The 20,082-nt window shown below is 67.8% G+C and carries 33 protein-coding genes; all 33 read right to left on the bottom strand.

All coding sequences use genetic code 11. From position 1 onward, the window contains the following. Positions 1-159 precede the first annotated feature (159 nt). Entirely contained in the window at positions 160-663 is a 504-nt protein-coding gene (gene rpsI / locus ABT093_RS08995) for a 30S ribosomal protein S9 (RefSeq protein WP_030300426.1), read from the bottom strand. 46 nt (positions 664-709) lie between these two features. Then, the gene (gene rplM / locus ABT093_RS08990) at positions 710-1,153 is read right to left on the bottom strand and encodes a 50S ribosomal protein L13 (RefSeq protein ID WP_030055846.1); all 444 of its coding nucleotides are present in this window, start codon (positions 1,151-1,153) and stop codon (positions 710-712) included. A 206-nt stretch (positions 1,154-1,359) separates the two neighbouring features. Next, a complete protein-coding gene (locus ABT093_RS08985) occupies positions 1,360-3,036 on the bottom strand; it encodes an ABC-F family ATP-binding cassette domain-containing protein (RefSeq protein WP_350561939.1) in 1,677 nt (558 codons plus the stop codon). A gap of 41 nt (positions 3,037-3,077) precedes the next feature. Further along, positions 3,078-4,013, bottom strand: a complete 936-nt coding sequence (gene truA / locus ABT093_RS08980) for a tRNA pseudouridine(38-40) synthase TruA (RefSeq protein WP_350561937.1) — start codon at positions 4,011-4,013, stop codon at positions 3,078-3,080. 86 nt (positions 4,014-4,099) lie between these two features. Then, positions 4,100-4,582, bottom strand: a complete 483-nt coding sequence (rplQ, locus tag ABT093_RS08975; RefSeq protein WP_350561935.1) for a 50S ribosomal protein L17 — start codon at positions 4,580-4,582, stop codon at positions 4,100-4,102. Positions 4,583-4,709: 127 nt separating this feature from the next. Next, entirely contained in the window at positions 4,710-5,732 is a 1,023-nt protein-coding gene (locus ABT093_RS08970; RefSeq protein ID WP_030055844.1) for a DNA-directed RNA polymerase subunit alpha, read from the bottom strand. 131 nt (positions 5,733-5,863) lie between these two features. Next, a complete protein-coding gene (gene rpsK, locus ABT093_RS08965) occupies positions 5,864-6,271 on the bottom strand; it encodes a 30S ribosomal protein S11 (RefSeq protein ID WP_030232513.1) in 408 nt (135 codons plus the stop codon). A gap of 72 nt (positions 6,272-6,343) precedes the next feature. Next, the gene (gene rpsM / locus ABT093_RS08960; protein ID WP_344338008.1) at positions 6,344-6,724 is read right to left on the bottom strand and encodes a 30S ribosomal protein S13; all 381 of its coding nucleotides are present in this window, start codon (positions 6,722-6,724) and stop codon (positions 6,344-6,346) included. A 173-nt stretch (positions 6,725-6,897) separates the two neighbouring features. Further along, a complete protein-coding gene (rpmJ, locus tag ABT093_RS08955) occupies positions 6,898-7,011 on the bottom strand; it encodes a 50S ribosomal protein L36 (protein ID WP_003956441.1) in 114 nt (37 codons plus the stop codon). Positions 7,012-7,044: 33 nt separating this feature from the next. Then, complete coding sequence (gene infA / locus ABT093_RS08950; RefSeq protein ID WP_003956442.1) at positions 7,045-7,266, bottom strand: translation initiation factor IF-1; 222 nt, start codon at positions 7,264-7,266, stop codon at positions 7,045-7,047. A gap of 172 nt (positions 7,267-7,438) precedes the next feature. Continuing rightward, positions 7,439-7,864, bottom strand: a complete 426-nt coding sequence (mscL, locus tag ABT093_RS08945; RefSeq protein ID WP_350561933.1) for a large conductance mechanosensitive channel protein MscL — start codon at positions 7,862-7,864, stop codon at positions 7,439-7,441. A gap of 143 nt (positions 7,865-8,007) precedes the next feature. Further along, entirely contained in the window at positions 8,008-8,847 is an 840-nt protein-coding gene (gene map / locus ABT093_RS08940) for a type I methionyl aminopeptidase (RefSeq protein ID WP_350561931.1), read from the bottom strand. A 129-nt stretch (positions 8,848-8,976) separates the two neighbouring features. Continuing rightward, positions 8,977-9,630, bottom strand: coding sequence for an adenylate kinase (locus tag ABT093_RS08935; protein WP_350561929.1), 654 nt, complete (start codon positions 9,628-9,630; stop codon positions 8,977-8,979). Then, positions 9,630-10,940 carry a preprotein translocase subunit SecY gene (gene secY / locus ABT093_RS08930; protein ID WP_350561927.1) on the bottom strand — a complete coding sequence of 437 codons (1,311 nt, stop codon included), beginning with the start codon at positions 10,938-10,940 and terminating at the stop codon, positions 9,630-9,632. The genes ABT093_RS08935 and secY overlap by 1 nt, the downstream gene beginning before the upstream one ends. A gap of 329 nt (positions 10,941-11,269) precedes the next feature. Next, positions 11,270-11,722 carry a 50S ribosomal protein L15 gene (gene rplO, locus ABT093_RS08925; protein ID WP_255752515.1) on the bottom strand — a complete coding sequence of 151 codons (453 nt, stop codon included), beginning with the start codon at positions 11,720-11,722 and terminating at the stop codon, positions 11,270-11,272. A gap of 2 nt (positions 11,723-11,724) precedes the next feature. Beyond that, positions 11,725-11,907, bottom strand: coding sequence for a 50S ribosomal protein L30 (rpmD, locus tag ABT093_RS08920; RefSeq protein ID WP_030055835.1), 183 nt, complete (start codon positions 11,905-11,907; stop codon positions 11,725-11,727). Further along, complete coding sequence (gene rpsE / locus ABT093_RS08915) at positions 11,907-12,530, bottom strand: 30S ribosomal protein S5 (protein WP_350542294.1); 624 nt, start codon at positions 12,528-12,530, stop codon at positions 11,907-11,909. Before rpsE ends, rpmD begins: the two co-directional genes overlap by 1 nt. 48 nt (positions 12,531-12,578) lie before the next feature. Beyond that, positions 12,579-12,962 (bottom strand): 50S ribosomal protein L18, encoded by a 384-nt coding sequence (gene rplR / locus ABT093_RS08910; protein ID WP_350561925.1) that lies wholly within the window; start codon positions 12,960-12,962, stop codon positions 12,579-12,581. Positions 12,963-12,965: 3 nt separating this feature from the next. Next, complete coding sequence (gene rplF / locus ABT093_RS08905; protein WP_350561923.1) at positions 12,966-13,505, bottom strand: 50S ribosomal protein L6; 540 nt, start codon at positions 13,503-13,505, stop codon at positions 12,966-12,968. A gap of 22 nt (positions 13,506-13,527) precedes the next feature. After that, the gene (gene rpsH / locus ABT093_RS08900; RefSeq protein ID WP_030055831.1) at positions 13,528-13,935 is read right to left on the bottom strand and encodes a 30S ribosomal protein S8; all 408 of its coding nucleotides are present in this window, start codon (positions 13,933-13,935) and stop codon (positions 13,528-13,530) included. A gap of 272 nt (positions 13,936-14,207) precedes the next feature. Next, positions 14,208-14,393 carry a type Z 30S ribosomal protein S14 gene (locus ABT093_RS08895; protein ID WP_030055830.1) on the bottom strand — a complete coding sequence of 62 codons (186 nt, stop codon included), beginning with the start codon at positions 14,391-14,393 and terminating at the stop codon, positions 14,208-14,210. Between the two features lie 4 nt (positions 14,394-14,397). Then, a complete protein-coding gene (rplE, locus tag ABT093_RS08890) occupies positions 14,398-14,967 on the bottom strand; it encodes a 50S ribosomal protein L5 (RefSeq protein ID WP_350561921.1) in 570 nt (189 codons plus the stop codon). Then, complete coding sequence (gene rplX / locus ABT093_RS08885) at positions 14,967-15,278, bottom strand: 50S ribosomal protein L24 (protein ID WP_100892787.1); 312 nt, start codon at positions 15,276-15,278, stop codon at positions 14,967-14,969. Before rplX ends, rplE begins: the two co-directional genes overlap by 1 nt. 15 nt (positions 15,279-15,293) lie before the next feature. Further along, on the bottom strand, positions 15,294-15,665 hold the full coding sequence (gene rplN, locus ABT093_RS08880; protein WP_030232481.1) for a 50S ribosomal protein L14: 372 nt from the start codon (positions 15,663-15,665) through the stop codon (positions 15,294-15,296). 102 nt (positions 15,666-15,767) lie between these two features. After that, positions 15,768-16,040, bottom strand: a complete 273-nt coding sequence (gene rpsQ, locus ABT093_RS08875) for a 30S ribosomal protein S17 (protein WP_014136278.1) — start codon at positions 16,038-16,040, stop codon at positions 15,768-15,770. After that, on the bottom strand, positions 16,040-16,264 hold the full coding sequence (gene rpmC, locus ABT093_RS08870) for a 50S ribosomal protein L29 (RefSeq protein ID WP_350561919.1): 225 nt from the start codon (positions 16,262-16,264) through the stop codon (positions 16,040-16,042). The genes rpsQ and rpmC overlap by 1 nt, the downstream gene beginning before the upstream one ends. Further along, entirely contained in the window at positions 16,264-16,683 is a 420-nt protein-coding gene (gene rplP / locus ABT093_RS08865) for a 50S ribosomal protein L16 (RefSeq protein WP_030232476.1), read from the bottom strand. The genes rpmC and rplP overlap by 1 nt, the downstream gene beginning before the upstream one ends. A gap of 5 nt (positions 16,684-16,688) precedes the next feature. Continuing rightward, on the bottom strand, positions 16,689-17,513 hold the full coding sequence (rpsC, locus tag ABT093_RS08860; RefSeq protein ID WP_097237487.1) for a 30S ribosomal protein S3: 825 nt from the start codon (positions 17,511-17,513) through the stop codon (positions 16,689-16,691). After that, positions 17,513-17,860, bottom strand: coding sequence for a 50S ribosomal protein L22 (rplV, locus tag ABT093_RS08855; RefSeq protein WP_095874452.1), 348 nt, complete (start codon positions 17,858-17,860; stop codon positions 17,513-17,515). The genes rpsC and rplV overlap by 1 nt, the downstream gene beginning before the upstream one ends. Positions 17,861-17,917: 57 nt before the next feature. Then, a complete protein-coding gene (gene rpsS, locus ABT093_RS08850) occupies positions 17,918-18,199 on the bottom strand; it encodes a 30S ribosomal protein S19 (protein WP_035848164.1) in 282 nt (93 codons plus the stop codon). Positions 18,200-18,210: 11 nt separating this feature from the next. Next, positions 18,211-19,047 (bottom strand): 50S ribosomal protein L2, encoded by an 837-nt coding sequence (gene rplB / locus ABT093_RS08845; protein WP_030232466.1) that lies wholly within the window; start codon positions 19,045-19,047, stop codon positions 18,211-18,213. 36 nt (positions 19,048-19,083) lie between these two features. After that, on the bottom strand, positions 19,084-19,401 hold the full coding sequence (gene rplW, locus ABT093_RS08840) for a 50S ribosomal protein L23 (protein ID WP_030300381.1): 318 nt from the start codon (positions 19,399-19,401) through the stop codon (positions 19,084-19,086). After that, the gene (rplD, locus tag ABT093_RS08835) at positions 19,401-20,078 is read right to left on the bottom strand and encodes a 50S ribosomal protein L4 (protein WP_350561916.1); all 678 of its coding nucleotides are present in this window, start codon (positions 20,076-20,078) and stop codon (positions 19,401-19,403) included. Before rplD ends, rplW begins: the two co-directional genes overlap by 1 nt. Between the last annotated feature and the right edge of the window lie 4 nt (positions 20,079-20,082).

Here is a 20,082-nt window from a genome sequence, read left to right as displayed (position 1 = left end):
CCATCGCCGCAATGCCTTGCAGTGAATCCGATCGAATCCCCGGGCTCCGCACAATGGCCGGGGAACACGACGCCCCGGAGTACACGGGGTACTCCGGGGCGTGTAGAGCGCATCCGGGGGCGTGCACCACCAGGGCGGTACGCACCCCCGGGGGCGCAATTAGCGCTTGCTGTACTGCGGCGCCTTGCGGGCCTTCTTCAGACCGGCCTTCTTGCGCTCGACGGCGCGGGCGTCACGGGTCAGGAAGCCGGCCTTCTTGAGGGCGCCGCGGTTGTTGTCCACGTCGGCCTCGTTCAGGGCACGGGCCACGCCGAGGCGCAGCGCGTAGGCCTGGCCGGACACGCCGCCGCCGGTGATGCGGGCGACGACGTCGTAACGGCCGTCCAGCTCCAGGAGCTTGAAGGGCTCGTTGACGGTCTGCTGGTGCACCTTGTTGGGGAAGTAGTTCTCCAGGGTGCGACCGTTGATCTTCCACTGCCCGGTGCCCGGGACGATGCGCACGCGGGCGATCGCCTCCTTGCGACGGCCGAGGCCGGCGCCGGGGACGGCCTCGCCGAAGCGGCCGGCCAGGGACTCGGAGGTGTAGCTCTCCTCGGAGGTGTACTCGCCCTCGACGACAGTCTCGTCGAAGTCGACCTCAAGGGTTTCGGTGGTCTCGGCCACGGTGTTCCTCAGCTCTTTTCAGTGTTGGGGGGCTAGGTGGCCGGAATTACTGCGCGACCTGGGTGATCTCGAACGGCACCGGCTGCTGGGCAGCGTGCGGGTGCTGGTCGCCCGAGTAGACCTTCAGCTTGGAGAGCATCTGGCGGCCCAGGCTGTTCTTGGGGATCATGCCCTTGATGGCCTTCTCGACGGCCTTCTCCGGGTTGTTGGCCAGGAGGTCGTCGTAGCGGACCGAGCGGAGACCGCCCGGGAAGCCGCTGTGGCGGTACGCCAGCTTCTGGGTCTTCTTGTTACCCGACAGGTGCACCTTGTCCGCGTTGATGATGATGACGAAGTCACCGGTGTCAACGTGCGGCGCGTAGATCGCCTTGTGCTTGCCCCGGAGGAGGTTGGCGGCCTGGGAGGCCAGGCGGCCGAGCACGACGTCGGTCGCGTCGATGACGTGCCACTGACGCTGGACGTCGCCGGGCTTGGGGCTGTACGTACGCACGGTCGTAGCCTTCGCTTTTCAGTGAGTGAGTCCTGACAGGAGCACCTGGAGGAGGGATCAGCCTGGCCGCCTTGGACGCAATTCAAGGGGGAGCCGCTGGTCGTCGACCCGATGTCTCCGGCGTACCGACCTCTCACGTGAGATAGAGCGAGCCAATACGCACATCAAGCGCCCAGGCTACCGGGAGGCGACGGGCGGGTCAAAATTCATCGGCGATCCCGCTCGACCCGGGTGACGTCCCAGACCGGCTCGGCCGACTCGTAGACCCGGCCGTCGGCGCCGAACACCAGGAACCGGTCGAAGGTCTTGGCGAACCAGCGGTCGTGGGTGACGCACATCACCGTGCCGTCGAAGGCCTCCAGACCGGCCTGCAACGCCTCGGCGCTCTCCAGGTCCAGGTTGTCCGTCGGCTCGTCGAGCAGCAGCGCGGTGACGCCGGACAGCTCCAGCTTGAGGATCATCAGCCGGGCCTGCTGGCCACCGGACAGCGACTCGAACTTCTGCTCCTCCTGGCGGTCCAGCTCGTAGCGGCGCAGCGCGCCCATCGCGGCGCCGCGGCTGAGCGCGTGCTCCTCCTCGATGATCGAGCGCACCGTACGGCCGAGCAGCTCGGGGTGGGCGTGGGTCTGCCGGAAGTGGCCGGGCACCACGCGGGCGCCGAGCTTCCAGCTTCCGGTGTGGGCGACCGTCTCGTCCCCGGCCAGCAGCCGCAGCAGGTGCGACTTGCCGGCGCCGTTGGCGCCGAGCACACCGATCCGCTCGCCGTAGAAGACCTCCAGGTCGAAGGGCTGCATCAGGCCGGTGAGCTCCAGCCGCTCCATGGTGAAGGCGCGCACGCCGGTGCGCCCGCCCTTGAGCCGCATGGTGATGCTCTGCTCGCGCGGCGGCGCCTCCGGCGGGCCGGCGTCCTCGAACTTCTTGAGCCTGGTCTGCGCGGCCGCGTACCGGGAGGCCATGTCGTGGCTGATCGAGGCGGCCTGGCGCAGGGTGACGACCAGCTTCTTGAGCTTGGCGTGCTCCTCGTCCCAGCGCCGGCGCAGCTCCTCGAAGCGCTCGAAGCGGGCCTTGCGGGCCTCGTGGAAGGAGTCGAAGCCGCCGCCGTGCACCCAGACGCTGGAGCCGGCCGCGCCGGACTCGACGCTGATGATCTTCTCGGCGGTGCGGGAGAGCAGCTCGCGGTCGTGCGAGATGAACAGCACGGTCTTCGGGGTGGCCTTGATGGCCTCCTCCAGCCAGCGCTTGCCCGGGACGTCCAGGTAGTTGTCCGGCTCGTCGAGCAGCAGCACCTCCTCGGGGCCGCGCAGCAGCGCCTCCAGCACCAGCCGCTTCTGCTCACCGCCGGAGAGCGTGTTCAGACCGCGCCACTGGGCCTTGTCGAAGGGCACCCCGAGGGCCGCCATGGTGCAGACGTCCCAGTCGGTCTCGTAGTCGTAGCCGCCGACGTCGGCCCAGTCGGAGAGCGCCTGGGCGTAGGCCATCTGCGTCTTCTCGTCGTCCTGGGCGATCATCGCCAGCTCGGCGGCGTCGACCGCGCGGGCCGCCTTGGCGATCCGCTCGGGGGCGACGGAGACCAGCAGGTCGCGCACCGAGGCGTCGGCGGGCAGCGCGCCGGGGCCGCCCTCGTCGTCGGCCCGGCGCTGCTCCTCGCGGCCGGTGGTCCCGACGAACTGGCGCATCACGCCGAGCCCGCCGCTGATCGTCACCGAGCCGCCGTGCGGCTGGAGGTCGCCCGCGATCATGCGCAGCAGGGTGGTCTTGCCCGCGCCGTTGGCGCCGACCAGCGCGACCGCCGCGCCCTCCCCCACCCGGAAGGACGCGTCGTCGAACAGCACCCGCCCGTCCGGCAGGTAGTACTCCAGGTGCGAAATCTCGACGTGTCCCATGGGGGCGATTGTCCCAAGCGACCGCCCCGGACCAAAACCGATTAACCGTCCGCCGGCCGCGGGCCCGCCCCGGGGGCGGCGGCGCCCGGCAGGGTGCGCATCCGGCGGGCGGCCCGGCTGCGCTCGGCGAGCTGGTCGTCCGCCGGGTAGCCGACCTCCTCCAGCGTCAGCCCGTAGGGCCGGATCACGTTGACGGCGGAGTTGCGCACGCCGCCGGCCAGCACCTCGCCGGGGAACTCCACCGGCCGGTGGCCGTCGCCGACCAGCAGCATCGCGCCGACCAGCGCCCGCACCATGTTGTGGCAGAAGGCGTCGGCCCGGACGGTGGCGACCGCGAGCGAGCCCTCCTGGGCGGCGTAGACGTCGACCGGGACGCGGTCCCAGTGCAGCTCCAGCAGGGTGCGGATGGTGGTCGCGCCCTCGCGCTTCTTGCAGTAAGCGGCGAAGTCGTGCTCGCCGAGCAGCAGCTTCGCGGCGGCGTTCATCCGGTCCAGGTCCAGCGGCCGGTCGTGCCAGAGCACGTGGCCGCGCAGCAGCGGGTCGACGCCACCGGGGTGGTCGGCGACCCGGTAGGCGTACCGGCGCCAGACCGCCGAGAAGCGGGCGTCGAAGCCGGCCGGGGCCTCGGCCGCCCGGTAGATCCGGACGTCGCCGGGCAGCCGCCCGGCGAGCCGGCGCAGCAGCTTCTCGCCGTGCTGGGCCCACAGCTCGGCGGGCAGGTCGACGTGGGCGACCTGGCCGCGGGCGTGCACGCCGGCGTCGGTGCGGCCGGCCACGGTGAGCGGGAACGGCTCGGAGCTGCGGGTGACGACCTGCAGAGCGGTCTCGATCTCCTCCTGGACCGTCCGGCGGCCGCCCTTCTGCCGGGCCCAGCCGGAGAAGTCGGCGCCGTGGTACGCGAGGTCGAGCCGGATCCGGACGTACCCGTCGGCCGGGCCGTCCTTGACCGGCGGCCGCTCGGCGCAATCGTTGACCACTGCTGTTACTCCCAGTTCTCCGGAAACGAGGAACGGGCCCGCTCCCCCATCGCTGGGAGAGCGGACCCGCGGCACACCTAACGGTGTCAGGCCTGCTCGGCGGCCTCGGCCTCGTCGGCCTTGGTCTCGGTGGCCTCGACCTTGGCGTCGGCCTCCTTGACGGCACGCTTGGTGGCGGCCTCGGCCTCGCCGACGGCGGTCTGCGCGACGGTCAGCGCCTCGACCAGCTCGATCACGGCCATCGGGGCGTTGTCGCCACGACGGGGACCGATCTTGGTGATGCGGGTGTAGCCACCCGGGCGGTTCTCGTAGCGCGGCGCGATCTCGGTGAAGAGGGTGTGCAGCACCGAGATGTCGGTGATGGTCTTGCGCACCAGGCGACGGTTGTGGATGTCGCCCTTCTTCGCCTTGGTGATCAGCTTCTCCGCCAGCGGGCGCAGGCGGCGGGCCTTGGCCTCGGTGGTGGTGATGCGGCCGTACTGGAACAGCTCACGGGCCAGACCGGCGAGCAGCAGGGGCTCGTGGGACGGGCCGCCGCCGAGGCGGGCACCCTTGGTGGGACGCGGCATGGAATTACTCCTCGAATCTCCGACTGCGGCCGTACCAGGTACCGCAGCGGGCGTACGGGCACGGTGCCCGCACGGCTTTCACGACGACGGGGGCGGTTCCGGGGAACCGCCCCCGCGGTCAAGTCTTTCAGTACTGCTCGGTCTCCGCGTAACCCGCGTCGTCCAGGTCGTCGGCGCCGAAGGCGTCGGCGGCGGCGGTCGGGTCGAACCCGGGCGGGCTGTCCTTGAGGGCCAGGCCCATGCCGGCCAGCTTCGCCTTGACCTCGTCGATCGACTTCGCGCCGAAGTTGCGGATGTCGAGCAGGTCGGCCTCGGAGCGGGCGACGAGCTCACCCACGGTGTGGATGCCCTCGCGCTTGAGGCAGTTGTAGGAGCGGACGGTGAGCTCCAGCTCCTCGATCGGCAGCGCCAGGTCGGCGGCCAGGGCGGCGTCCGTCGGGGACGGGCCCATGTCGATGCCCTCGGCGTCGATGTTCAGCTCGCGGGCGAGGCCGAACAGCTCCACCAGGGTCTTGCCGGCCGAGGCCATGGCGTCGCGCGGACGCATGGCGGGCTTGGTCTCGACGTCGACGATCAGCTTGTCGAAGTCGGTCCGCTGCTCGACACGGGTGGCCTCGACCTTGTAGGTGACCTTCAGCACGGGGCTGTAGATCGAGTCGACCGGGATGCGGCCGATCTCCTGGCCGGAGGCCTTGTTCTGCACGGCGGAGACGTAGCCGCGACCGCGCTCGACGGTCAGCTCCATCTCCAGCTTGCCCTTGCCGTTCAGGGTGGCGAGGACCAGCTCGGGGTTGTGCACCTCGACACCGGCCGGCGGCGCGATGTCGGCGGCGGTGACCACACCCGGGCCCTGCTTGCGCAGGTACATCACGACCGGCTCGTCGTGCTCCGAGGAGACGACCAGCTGCTTGATGTTGAGGATGAGGTCGGTGACGTCCTCCTTGACGCCCGGCACGGTGGTGAACTCGTGCAGGACACCGTCGATGCGGATGCTGGTGACAGCGGCACCCGGGATCGACGACAGGAGCGTGCGACGCAGAGAGTTGCCGAGGGTGTAGCCGAAGCCCGGCTCCAGCGGCTCGATCACGAACCGCGAGCGGAACTCGTCGACGACCTCTTCGGTCAGCGAGGGACGCTGAGCGATCAGCATGTTTTCAGATCCTCCAGTGATCTTCGGCACCCACTATTTGATGCCGAACAGAACCAGCGTACGGGGTCCCGCACGAAACGGGACCCCGTACGAGGTTTAAAGCAGAACCCAGCGTGCCCGAAGGCGCTGCGTCAGACGCGGCGGCGCTTCGGCGGACGGCAGCCGTTGTGCGGGGTGGGGGTGACGTCCTGGATCGAGCCGACCTCGAGGCCGGTGGCCTGGAGCGAGCGGATCGCGGTCTCGCGGCCGGAGCCCGGACCCTTCACGAAGACGTCGACCTTGCGCATGCCGTGCTCCTGCGCGCGACGGGCAGCGGCCTCGGCGGCCATCTGCGCGGCGAACGGGGTGGACTTGCGCGAGCCCTTGAAGCCGACGTGGCCGGCGGAGGCCCAGGAGATCACGTTGCCCGCGGGGTCGGTGATCGAAACGATGGTGTTGTTGAACGTGCTCTTGATGTGCGCGTGGCCGTGAGCGACGTTCTTCTTTTCCTTGCGGCGGATCTTCTTCGCGCCGGCAGCCTGACGACCCTTGGGGGGCATAAGTCTGTTCTCCTACTGAGGTGGTCGGTCCGCTGACCCGCGGGCCGGAGGGATGTCCGGTTACGGGACGGACTACTTCTTGCCCGGCTTCTTCTTACCGGCGATCGCGCGACGCGGGCCCTTGCGGGTACGCGCGTTGGTGTGGGTGCGCTGACCGCGGACCGGCAGGCCGCGGCGGTGACGCAGACCCTCGTAGCAGCCGATCTCGACCTTGCGGCGGATGTCGGCGGCCACCTCGCGGCGGAGGTCACCCTCGACCGTGAAGTTGGCGTCGATGTACTGGCTCAGCTTGACCAGGTCTTCCTCGGCGATGTCGCGAACGCGGACATCCGGGTTGACGCCGGTCTCGGCGAGGGTCTGCTGGGCGCGGGTACGGCCGATGCCGTACACGTAGGTGAGGGCGATCTCGATCCGCTTCTCACGGGGGAGATCAACGCCGGCGAGGCGTGCCATTCAAGGCTCCTGTGGTTCTTCAGAGGTCTGGCGTGCCACCTACTCCGACACCTCACGGTGAGGGAGCCCCGGCCTCTGACCGGGGGCGGCAGTCCGTCCGGGGGACGGATCGGGTGGCCCGCTTATGACGTTTTCGCGTCGCGCGAAGTACTACGAGAAATGCTGGGGGACGATCAGCCCTGGCGCTGCTTGTGGCGCAGGTTGTCGCAGATCACCATGACCCGGCCGTGACGGCGGATCACCTTGCACTTGTCGCAGATCTTCTTGACGCTCGGCTTGACCTTCATGCTTCAGGTTCTCCGGGTCTAGATCTGACGTTCTTACTTGTAGCGGTAGACGATCCGGCCGCGCGTGAGGTCGTAGGGGCTGAGCTCCACCACGACCCGGTCGTCCGGCAGGATGCGGATGTAGTGCATGCGCATCTTGCCACTGATGTGCGCGAGGACCTTGTGACCGTTCTGCAGCTCGACCTTGAACATCGCGTTCGGAAGAGACTCGATCACGGTGCCCTCGATCTCAATGGCGCCTTGCTTCTTAGCCATGAACTGCGAGATCCACCTTCCGGGACCGGCTACCGTATGCGGAACGCTCGTGCGAACCTGGGTCCACCCCGACCCCGGCGAGGGGGAAGAGGGCGTGCTGGAGCACGCTACGAGTGAGCCGACGGTCCATCCTACGCCAGCGCCCGGGCTGCTCCAAAACGGGGGTACCCGATCAGCGGGCGACCGGAACGGTCAGCGGCTCCACGTGGGCGGTGCAGGCCGAGCAGCGGCGGGCGGCCTCGGGGATCTCGGTCAGGCACTCGGGGCACGGGCGCTTCGGGGTCTTCGGCTTCTTCGGCATGTAGCGGGCGGTGGCCTTGGTCACCGGCAGGACGACGCAGAAGTACAGCACGGCCGCGGTCATGAGGAACGCGATCAGCACGTTGAGGAACTGCCCGTACGGGAAGGTCACGCCGGCGATGGTCGCCTTGTAGGAGCCGAAGTCGCCCGCGGCGCCGACCACCACGCCCACCAGCGGGGTGAGGAAGGCGGAGACGAAGCCGGTGACCACCGCGGTGAACGCGGCGCCGATCACCACACCGACCGCCATGTCGACGACGTTGCCGCGCATCATGAAGTCGCGGAATCCCTTGAGCACTGCTCTCTCCTGCTCGCTCGTAGCCACTGCCGGCGCATAAAAATAGGACAAAAGCCCTGGAAGTCCAAACTCCCAGGGCCCTGATCCCTTGTCAGCAGCGGCAGTTGATCACGTCGAGCCGCTCCCGCGCGAGTCCCGCGCGACTACGCCAGCGGGTCCGGCGCGGCCGTCACACCCAGCCTGGCCAGCATCTCCTTGCCGCCGTCGAAGGCGGTCAGCACGACCGGTCCCTGCTCGGTGACGGCCACCGAGTGCTCCCAGTGCGAGGCCCAGGTGCCGTCGTTGGTGACGACGGTCCAGTCGTCCTCCAGCACGCTGGTGTGCGGGGTGCCGAGCGAGACCATCGGCTCGATCGCCAGCACGGTGCCGGGGATCAGCTTCGGGCCCTTGCCCCGGCCGCGCTCGACGTAGTTCAGCACGTGCGGCTCCATGTGCATCGCGGTGCCGATGCCGTGGCCGCCGTAGCCCTCGGTGATGCCCCACTTGCCCTTCGGCGGCAGCGGCTGGCGGCGGATGTAGCCCTCGATCGCCTTGGAGACGTCGACCAGGCGGTTGCCCTTCTTCATCTGGGCGATGCCGGCCCACATGGAGCCCTCGGTGACCTTGCTCAGCATCTCGACCTCGGGGGCGACCTCGCCGACCGCGACGGTGATCGCCGCGTCGCCGTGCCAGCCGTCCAGGATCGCGCCGCAGTCGATCGAGATGAGGTCGCCCTCCTGCAGCACCCGCTCGCCGGGGATGCCGTGCACGACCTCGTTGTTCACCGAGGCGCAGATCACGCCCGGGAACCAGAGGCCGCCGTGGTGGGCCCGGAAGTTCGAGGTGGCGCCGTGGCCGGTGATGACCTTGTCGGCGATGTCGTTGAGCTCCTGGGTGGTGATGCCCGGGGCGACCGCCTCCCGGCATGCCTTGAGCGCCTCGGCGACGACCAGCCCGGCCGCTCGCATCTTCGCGATCTGCTCGGGGGTCTTGATCTCCACCATCTGGTCACGCCTTCCTTGGGTACCCGCCCGGTCCTTGCCGGGCGGCCGTGCACTCGTTCCACCGTACGACGCCGTACGGCCGCGCTGCCCTGGAGCGGGCAGCGCGGCCGTACGGACGTCGCTAAGAAATCAGCTGTCCTGCTTCAGCGCCTCGATCGCGCGCCGGGTGACCTCGTCGACCTTGCCGAGGGCCGGGATCGTGGCGATCAGGCCCTGCTGGCGGTAGTAGTCGATGATCGGCTCGGTCTCCGTGTGGTAGACCTCCAGCCGGGTGCGCACGGCCTCCTCGGTGTCGTCCGAGCGCTGGTACAGCTCGCCGCCGCACTCGTCGCAGACGCCCTCGGTCTTCGGCGCGTTGTAGTCCACGTGGAAGACGTGGCCGCCGTCGTTGCGGCACAGCCGGCGGCCGGCGATCCGGCGCACGACCTCGTCCTCGGGGACCTCCAGGTCGAGCACGCCGTCGAGCTTGATGCCCTGCTCGGCGAGGAACTCGTCCAGTGCCTTGGCCTGGCCCAGGTTCCGCGGGAAGCCGTCCAGCAGGAAGCCGTGGGCGGCGTCCTCCTGGAGCATGCGGTCCTTGGCCATCCCGATCGTGACCTCGTCGGGCACCAGGCGGCCCGCGTCCATGTAGCTCTTGGCCTCGACACCCAGCGGGGTGCCCTGACCGATGTTGGCGCGGAACAGGTCGCCGGTGGAGATGTGGGGGATGGACAGGGTCTTGGCGAGCAGGTGCGCCTGAGTACCCTTCCCGGCCCCGGGGGGTCCGACGAGGACGATACGCATCAGCGGAGGAACCCTTCGTAATTGCGCTGCTGGAGCTGGCTCTCGATCTGCTTCACAGTTTCGAGTCCGACGCCGACGACGATGAGCACGCTGGTGCCGCCGAACGGGAAGTTGGTCTGCTGTCCGAAGGCGACCAGGGCGATCATCGGGATCAACGCGATCAGGCCCAGGTAGAGCGAACCCGGCCACGTGATTCGGGTGAGCACGTAGTTCAGGTACTCGGCCGTCGGGCGGCCGGCCCGGATACCCGGGATGAACCCACCATACTTCTTCATGTTGTCGGCAACTTCTTCGGGGTTGAAGGAGATGGCGACGTAGAAGAAGGCGAAGAAGACGATCAGCAGGAAGTAGGTGGCCATGTAGATCGGGTGGTCACCGCGCACGAAGTGCTGGTTGATCCACACCGCCCAGCCTGCCTGGCTGTTGGTCAGCTGGACCACGAGAGCCGGGATGTACAGCAGCGACGAGGCGAAGATGACCGGGATGACACCGGCCTGGTTCACCTTGAGCGGGATGTAGGTCGACGTCCCGCCGAACGCCCGGCGCCCGATCATCCGCTTCGCGTACTGGACCGGGATCCGGCGCTGGGCCTGCTCGACGAAGATGACCAGCATCACAACGATGACGCCGATCGCGATGACCGAGAGGAACTCGACCCAGCCGCCGCCGATGGTGCCGGACTGCTTGATCGCCCACATCGAGGTGGGGAACTGCGCCGCGATCGACGTGAAGATCAGCAGCGACATGCCGTTGCCGATGCCGCGGTCGGTGATGAGCTCGCCGAGCCACATGATCACCGTGGTGCCGGCGGTCATGGTCAGGACCATGACCGCGATCCGGAAGACGCCGGTGTCCGGCACGATCTGGTTCGCGTAGACACAGCCCGAGAACAGGGCGCCGCTGGACGCGGTCGCCACGATGCCGGTGCCCTGGAGCACCGCCAGCGCGATGGTCAGGTACCGGGTGTACTGGGTGATCTTCGCCTGGCCGGCCTGGCCCTCCTTCTTCAGCGCCTCGAGTCGTGGGATCACGACGGTGAGGAGCTGGAGGATGATGCTCGCCGTGATGTACGGCATGATGCCGAGGGCGAAGATCGTCAGCTGGAGCAGTGCGCCACCGGAGAACAGATTCACCAGCCCGAACAGGCCGTTGTTCTTGGTCTCCTTGATGCAGGCGTGAACCGCCTCGAAGTCGACCCCTGGTACGGGAACGTGCGAGCCCAGCCGGAACAGCACCATGATGCCCAGCGTGAACAGCAGCTTCTTGCGCAGGTCGGGCGTCTGGAACGCCCGCGCGAACGCACTGAGCACGGTGCCTCCTGCGCCTCCCGCGCGTCGTCGGCGGGAGGGTCGGTCCTGAATGGGGAGTTTGCGGTTCGGGCTCCCGTACAGACGGCACAGGCGAGCCTACGCGCAGCCTACAAGGGAACTCCACGGACTCTAACAGTGCACGGCCACTCGAAAGAAGCGCGTACGGCCGCTCCCCCACTCACGGGGTACGGGATGCCCGGATTTGCCACACAAAAGAACGAGAGCCCCGCCACCGCATTCCGGCCGTCCGCGCACGGAAACACCGGGAAACGACGCGAGCCCCGCGCCTCCCGGAACGGGAGACGCGGGGCTCGCTCGGGTCAGCGGGCTCAGACGAGCTCGGTGACGGTACCGCCGGCGGCGGTGATCTTCTCGGCGGCCGAGCCGGAGACGGCGTCGACCGTCACCTGCAGGGCAACCGAGATCTCGCCGGTGCCGAGCACCTTGACGAGGGAGTTCTTGCGAACCGCGCCCTTGGCGACCAGGTCCTCGACGGTGACCTCGCCACCCTGCGGGTAGAGCTCGGCCAGCTTGTCGAGGTTGACAACCTGGAACGTGATCTTGAACGGGTTCTTGAAGCCCTTCAGCTTCGGCAGACGCATGTGGAGCGGCATCTGGCCACCCTCGAAGCGCTGCGGAACCTGGTAGCGGGCCTTGGTGCCCTTGGTACCACGACCGGCGGTCTTACCCTTGGAGCCCTCACCACGACCCACACGGATCTTGTCGGTCTTGGCACCCGGGGCGGGACGCAGGTTGTGGATCTTGATCGGGTTGTCGCCCATGATCAGTCCACCTCCTCAACCGTCACCAGGTGACGGACCGTGTGGGCCATCCCGCGGATCTCGGGACGGTCCTCCTTCACCACGACGTCGTGCATCCGCTTGAGGCCAAGCGAGCGCAGGGTGTCGCGGTGGTTCTGCTTGCTGCCGATGTACGACTTGGTCTGCGTGATCTTCAGGCGAGCCATCAGGCGCTCACCCCGGCAGCGGCACGGGCACGCAGCAGACCGGCCGGAGCCACGTCCTCGAGCGGCAGGCCACGGCGGGCCGCGACCTCCTCGGGACGCTGGATCTGCTTGAGCGCGGCAACGGTGGCGTGCACGATGTTGATCGCGTTGTCCGAGCCGAGCGACTTCGACAGGATGTCGTGAACGCCGGCGCACTCCAGGACGGCGCGCACCGGACCACCGGCGATAACACCGGTACCGGGGGCGGCGGGCTTCAGCAGCACGACGCCGGCGGCCTTCTCACCCTGGACGGGGTGAGCGATGGTGCCCTGGATACGGGGAACCTTGAAGAAGTTCTTCTTGGCCTCCTCAACGCCCTTGGCGATGGCGGCCGGAACCTCCTTCGCCTTCCCGTAACCGACACCCACGGTGCCCTCGCCATCGCCCACCACGACCAGCGCGGTGAAGGAGAAGCGACGACCACCCTTGACAACCTTGGCGACGCGGTTGATCGCGACGACGCGCTCGACGTAAGCGGTCTTCTCGACGGCGGGGGCGTTGCCCCGGTCGTCGCGCTTACGGTCGCGCCGCTCGCCACCGGTGCCGCCGCCGGCGCCGCTACCGCGGCGCTGGGGTCCAGCCATTGGAATTACCTCTCTCGATTACGTCCGCCGACAGAGTCGACGAGCGGCTTAGAAGTCGAGCCCGGCCTCACGGGCCGCGTCCGCCAGGGCGGCGATGCGGCCGGCGTACCGGTTGCCCGCGCGGTCGAAGACGACCGACTCGATGCCGGCGGCCTTGGCGCGCTCGGCGACCAGGCTTCCGACCTTCTTGGCCAGCTCGGTCTTGTCGCCCTCGGTGCCCTTGATGGACACGTCGAGGGTGGACGCCGACGCCAGGGTGTGACCCTTGGCGTCGTCGATGACCTGGGCGACCATGTGGCGGTTCGAGCGCGTCACGACGAGACGCGGACGCACCTCGGTGCCGACGATGCGCTTGCGAACGCGGATCGCGCGGCGCTTGCGAGCGGCGCTCTTGTAGGCGTTGCCCTTGCCGATCTTGACAGAGACGCTCATCGCTTACTTACCACTCTTTCCGACCTTGCGGCGGATGACCTCGCCCGCGTACTTGACGCCCTTGGCCTTGTACGGGTCGGGCTTGCGCAGCTTGCGGATGTTCGCGGCGATCTCGCCGACCTTCTGCTTGTCGATGCCGTCCACGTGGAACTTGGTGGGGGACTCGACGACGAAGGAGATGCCCTCCGGCGCGGTGACCAGGATGGGGTGGCTGTAGCCGAGCGAGAACTCCATGTCGGAGCCCTTCGCCGCGACGCGGTAGCCGACACCGCTGATCTCCAGCGACTTGCGGTAGCCCGCGGTCACGCCGGTGATCATGTTCGCCACCAGCGTGCGGGTCAGGCCGTGCAGGGCCTTCGAGCGACGCTCGTCGTTCGGGCGGGTGACGACAACGGTGCCGTCCTCGCCCTTGCCGATCTCGATCGGCTCGGCGACGAAGTGGGTGAGCGAGCCCTTCGGGCCCTTCACCGAGACCGCCTGGCCATCGATGGTGACGTCCACACCAGCGGGAACCTGGATGGGCAGCCGTCCAATGCGCGACATTGCTGTACCTCCCTTTCCCGAATTACCAGACGTAGGCGAGAACTTCTCCGCCTACGCCCTTCTTGGCGGCCTGCTTGTCAGTGAGGAGACCCGAGGACGTGGAGATGATCGCCACGCCCAGGCCGCCGAGCACCTTCGGCAGGTTGGTGGACTTTGCGTAAACGCGCAGACCCGGCTTGCTGATGCGCTTGATGCCGGCGATGGAGCGCTCACGGTTGGGGCCGAACTTGAGCTCGATGGTCAGCTTCTTGCCGACCTCGCCCTCAACGGGCTCCTCAACCTTGTAGGAGGAGATGTAACCCTCCTGCTGCAGGATCTCGGCGACGTGCGCCTTGATCTTGCTGGCCGGCATCGCCACGGAGTCGTGGTACGCCGAGTTCGCGTTACGCAGACGCGTGAGCATGTCTGCGATGGGGTCGGTCATGGTCATGATGGCCTCAGGCCTCTCTCGCCGTGGTTTCTCCGCACCAGGTCCCCCTGCCGCACTCCGAGGAGTCCGACAGGGGCACAAGCGCAGGGGACCTGCGACGTAGTAAGACTGGGATGCGAGCCCTCCCCCGGGGGGAAGGCCACGGTCGCCCATGGAGACGCCGTGACAGGGGGCCCGACCCCACAACCTTACGGGATTCCGTACGGCAGCCCAAAAATGAGCGGTGTGGGATCGGGCACCTCTGTGTCGCTGGTGTGCCTAGGGCTGCTGGATTACCAGGAGCTCTTGGTCACGCCCGGCAGCTCGCCGCGGTGCGCCATCTCACGGAGGCAGACACGGCACAGGCCGAACTTGCGGTACACCGAGTGCGGACGGCCGCAGCGCTGGCACCGGGTGTAGGCCCGGACGCCGAACTTCGGCTTGCGCTCGGACTTCGCGATGAGGGACTTCTTCGCCATTGGCTCACGCCTCCTTGAACGGGAAGCCCAGGGCGCGCAGGAGCGCCCGGCCCTCGTCGTCGGTCTGAGCGGTGGTCACGACGGTGATGTCCATACCGCGCTGACGGTCGACCTTGTCCTGGTCGATCTCGTGGAACATAACCTGCTCGGTCAGACCGAAGGTGTAGTTGCCACGGCCGTCGAACTGCTTCGGGGAGAGGCCACGGAAGTCACGGATACGCGGCAGGGCCAGCGACACCAGACGGTCCAGGAACTCCCACATGCGGTCACCACGGAGGGTGACGTGGGTGCCGATCGGCTGGCCCTCGCGCAGCTTGAACTGCGCGATGGACTTACGAGCCTTGGTCACGGCCGGCTTCTGACCCGTGATGGCGGTCAGGTCGCGGATCGCGCCCTCGATCAGCTTGCTGTCACGGGCGGCCTCGCCGACACCCATGTTGACGACGACCTTGACCAGGCCCGGCGTCAGCATGACGTTCTCGTACGAGAACTGCTCCTGCAGCTGGCCCTTGACCTCGGAGTTGTACTTCTCCTTGAGGCGGGGGGCCACCTTCTCAACAGACGTCTCAGACATCAGATGTCCTCACCGGTTCGCTTGGCAACGCGGATCTTGTTGCCCTCGTCGTCGAAGCGGTAGCCAACGCGGGTGACGACCTTCTTGCCGTCCTTCTCCACGACCAGCTGGACGTTGGAGACGTGCACCGGGGCCTCGACGGTGACGATGCCACCCTGAGTGCCCGGACCCGGCTTGGTGTGCTTCTTGACCCGGTTCACACCCTCGACCAGGACCTTGTTCTCGGCCGGCAGGGCCTGGATGACCTTGCCCTGCTTGCCCTTGTCCTTGCCGGTGATGACCTGAACCAGGTCACCCTTCTTGATCTTCATGCTGTTCGCCATGGGTTAGAGCACCTCCGGCGCCAGCGAGATGATCTTCATGAACTTCTTGTCGCGCAGCTCGCGGCCCACCGGGCCGAAGATGCGGGTACCGCGGGGGTCACCCTCGGTGTTCTTGAGGACGACGGCGGCGTTCTCGTCGAACCGGATGTAGGAACCGTCCGGACGACGGCGCTCCTTCACGGTGCGGACGACGACGCACTTGACGACGTCACCCTTCTTCACCGAACCACCGGGGATCGCGTCCTTGACGGTCGCGACGATGACGTCCCCGATGCCGGCGTAGCGGCGACCGGAGCCACCGAGAACACGGATGCAAAGGATCTCCTTGGCACCAGTGTTGTCGGCAACACGCAGTCGCGACTCCTGCTGGATCACAACGTTCTCCTGATCGTCAACGAGAGTCGACGGGCCGGCCGCTGCTCACACCGGCGCCCGCGCGGGGCCCGCTGCACATACGGCCGTACCTCATCGGCTTCGTTACTTGGCCTTCTCGAGGATCTCGACGACGCGCCAGCGCTTCGTCGCGGACAGCGGCCGGGTCTCCATGAGGAGGACACGGTCGCCGACACCGCACGCGTTCTGCTCGTCGTGCGCCTTCAGCTTGTTCGTACGGCGGATGACCTTGCCGTACAGAGCGTGCTTGACGCGGTCCTCGACGGCGACGACGACGGTCTTGTCCATCTTGTCGCTGACGACGAGACCCTCACGGGTCTTGCGGAAACCGCGCGTCTCGTTGGTGTTCTCAGTCATCAGGCGCTCTCCACCGTCTCGATGCCCAGCTCGCGCTCGCGCATCAGGGTGTAGATCCGCGCGATGTCCTTACGGACGAGCTTGAGCCGTCCGTGGTTGTCGAGCTGCCCGGTCGCCGCCTGGAAGCGGAGGTTGAACAGCTCCTCCTTGGCCTCGCGCAGCTTGGCAACGAGACCCTCGTTGTCCAGCTGGCGGAGGTCAGCAGCCTTGGTAGCGGCCGACATCAGCTCTCACCGTCCTCGCGCCGGACGATCCGGCACTTCATCGGCAGCTTGTGGGCGGCGCGGGTGAGCGCCTCACGAGCGACCTTCTCGTTCGGGTACGACAGCTCGAACATGACCCGACCCGGGTGCACGTTCGCGATCCACCACTCCGGCGAACCCTTACCGGAACCCATGCGGGTCTCGGCCGGCTTCTTGGTCAGCGGACGGTCCGGGTAGATGTTGATCCAGACCTTGCCGCCACGGCGGATGTGACGGGTGATCGCGATACGAGCGGACTCGATCTGACGGTTCGTCACGTAGGCCGGGGTCACGGCCTGGATGCCGAACTGGCCGAACGCCAGCTCGGTGCCACCCTTGGCAGCGCCACGGCGCTTCGGGTGGTGCTGCTTGCGGTGCTTGACCCGACGGGGGATCAGCATTGCGGTCAGGCCTCCGTTCCGGTGTTCTCGGCAGCCGGAGCCTCGACGGCCGGGGCCGCGGGGGCCTCGGCGGCGGCGGGACGACGGCCACGGCCACCGCGCTCGCCACCACGGCGCTCGCCACCGCGGGCGGGACGACCACCCTCGGGACGGGCCGGGCGGTTGCCCGAGCGGGCAGCGGCGTTCTCAGCGCGGACCTCGGCGATGTTCTTGACGTCGCCCTTGTAGATCCAGACCTTCACGCCGATGCGGCCGAAGGTGGTCTTGGCCTCGAAGAAGCCGTAGTCGACGTTCGCGCGCAGGGTGTGCAGCGGCACACGGCCCTCGCGGTAGAACTCCGAACGGCTCATCTCGGCGCCGCCGAGACGACCGGAGCACTGGACCTTGATGCCCTTGGCGCCGGACTTCATGGTGCCCTGCATCGACTTGCGCATGGCACGGCGGAAGGAGACGCGGGAGGACAGCTGCTCCGCGACGCCCTGAGCCACGAGCTGGGCGTCCAGCTCGGGGTTCTTGACCTCGAGGATGTTCAGCTGGACCTGCTTGCCGGTCAGCTTCTCGAGGTCGCCGCGGATGCGGTCGGCCTCGGTGCCACGGCGGCCGATGACGATGCCGGGGCGAGCGGTGTGGATGTCGACGCGGACGCGGTCGCGGGTGCGCTCGATCTCGACCTTGGAGATGCCGGCGCGCTCCATGCCCTTCGTCATCATGCGACGAATGGCAACGTCTTCCTTGACGTAGTCCTTGTACAGCTTGTCGGCGTACCAGCGGGACTTGAAGTCCGTGCTGATGCCGAGGCGGAACCCGTGCGGGTTAACCTTCTGGCCCATTACCGGGTCCCTTCCTTGCTGCTGACGACCACGGTGATGTGGCTGGTCCGCTTGCGGATCCGGTAGGCACGGCCCTGGGCACGCGGACGGAACCGCTTCAGGGTCGGGCCCTCGTCAACGTACGCCTCGGAGATGTAGAGGTCGTCCACGTTGGAGTGGTTGTAGTTGTGCGCGGCGTTGGCGATGGCGCTGTCGAGCACCTTGCCGACCGGCACGGTGGCGGCCTGCGGAGCGAAACGCAGGACCGCCTGGGCCTCCGTGGCCGGCAGGCCGCGGATGAGGTCCACCACGCGGCGGGCCTTCATGGGCGTCACGCGGATGTACCGCGCCTGTGCCCTGGCTTCCATGGTTGTCCCCTTAATGGAGTAAGTCATTGAGTCGATCTGGCGGTGAAGCTCAGGCGACTAGCGACGCTTCGACTTGCGGTCGTCCTTGACGTGGCCGCGGAAAGTGCGGGTCGGAGCGAACTCGCCCAGCTTGTGGCCGACCATCGACTCGGTGACGAACACCGGGACGTGCTTGCGACCATCGTGAACCGCGATCGTGTGGCCGAGCATGCTCGGGGAGATCACGGAGCGGCGGGACCAGGTCTTGATGACGTTCTGCGTGCCGGCCTCGTTCTGCGCGTCCACCTTCTTGATGAGGTGGCCGTCGATGAAGGGGCCCTTCTTAAGACTGCGCGGCATCTGACCTGCTCCTAGCGCTTCTTGTTGGTCTTGCGGCGGCGCACGATGAGCTTGTCCGACGCCTTGTTCGGGCGACGGGTACGGCCCTCGGGCTTACCCCACGGCGAGACCGGGTGGCGACCACCGGAGGTCTTACCCTCACCACCACCGTGCGGGTGGTCGATCGGGTTCATGGCGACACCACGCACGGTCGGGCGGACGCCCTTCCAGCGCATACGGCCGGCCTTGCCCCAGTTGATGTTCGACTGCTCGGCGTTGCCGACCTCGCCGACGGTCGCACGGCAGCGCGCGTCGACCAGGCGGATCTCACCGGAGGGCATGCGCAGGTGCGCCATCTTGCCCTCACGCGCCAGCAGCTGGATGCCGGAACCGGCCGAGCGGGCCAGCTTGGCACCGCCACCGGGACGCAGCTCCACCGCGTGGATGGTGGTACCGACCGGGATGTTGCGCAGCGGCAGGTTGTTGCCCGGCTTGATGTCGGCGCCAGCGCCGTTCTCGATCCGGTCACCCTGCGCGATGCCGCGCGGCGCGATGATGTAGCGCTTCTCGCCGTCCGCGTAGTGCAGGAGCGCGATGCGCGCGGTGCGGTTCGGGTCGTACTCGATGTGCGCGACCTTGGCCGGCACGCCGTCCTTGTCGTGACGACGGAAGTCGATCACACGGTAGGCGCGCTTGTGACCGCCACCCTGGTGGCGAGCGGTGACACGACCGGCGTTGTTACGGCCGCCCTTGCTGTGCAGCGGGCGAACCAGCGACTTCTCCGGCGTGGACCGCGTGATTTCGACGAAGTCGGCCACGCTCGAGCCACGACGGCCCGGCGTAGTCGGCTTGTACTTGCGGATACCCATTTTCGTCCTCGTCTTGATCGACGATCACGGCCTCCGTCAGGAGGTCGGACCACCGAAGATGTCGATGCGGTTGCCCTCGGCCAGCGTCACGATGGCGCGCTTGGTGTCCTTGCGCTTGCCAAAGCCCGTCTTGGAGCGCTTGCGCTTGCCCTGACGGTTGATCGTGTTGACAGCCTCGACCTTGACCGAGAAGACGGCCTCGACGGCCTGCTTGATCTGGGTCTTGTTGGCGCCCGGCGACACGATGAACGTGTACTTGTTCTCGTCGAGAAGGCTGTAGCTCTTCTCGGAGATAACCGGCTTCACCAGGACGTCACGGGGGTCCGTGAACGTCTTGCTCGTAACGTCGCTCATCAGGCGGCGCTCCCTTCGAGCTCGCCCTCAGCGGCAACGGCCTTGGCGGACGCGGCCGGACCGGCCACGAAACGCTCGAAGGCGGCCTGGGTGAAGACCACATCGTCGGAGACGAGCACGTCGTAGGTGTTCAGCTGACCGGCGTCCAGGATGTGGACGTTCGGCAGGTTGCGAGCGGACTTCAGGCCCAGCTCGTCCGCACGCTCGACGACCAGGAGGACGTTCTTGCGCTCGGTGATCTTGCCGAACAGGCTCTTGGCGGCCTTGGTCGACGGCGCCTCGGTCGCGGTCACGTCGGTGATGACGTGAATGCGGTTGTGGCGGGCCCGGTCGGTGAGCGCACCGCGCAGGGCGGCGGCGATCATCTTCTTCGGGGTCCGCTGCGAGTAGTCGCGCGGCACGGGACCGTGCACGACGCCACCGCCGGCGAACTGCGGCGCGCGGGTCGAGCCCTGACGGGCGCGGCCGGTGCCCTTCTGGCGGTACGGCTTCTTGCCGCCACCGCGGACCTCGCCACGCGTCTTGGTCTTGTGGGTGCCCTGACGGGCCGCAGCGAGCTGCGCCACGACGACCTGGTGCATCAGCGGAACGCTGACCTTCGCGTCGAAGATCTCGGCCGGGAGCTCAAGGCTGCCGGTCTTGTCGCCAGCCGGCGACAGGATGTCAATGGTGGTCATTTCC

This window comes from Kitasatospora sp. NPDC002551, from assembly GCF_040296005.1.
Classification (GTDB): Bacteria; Actinomycetota; Actinomycetes; order Streptomycetales; family Streptomycetaceae; genus Kitasatospora.
The sequence above is the reverse complement of the archived record's forward strand: the minus strand, read 5'-3'. Positions and strand labels throughout refer to the sequence as shown.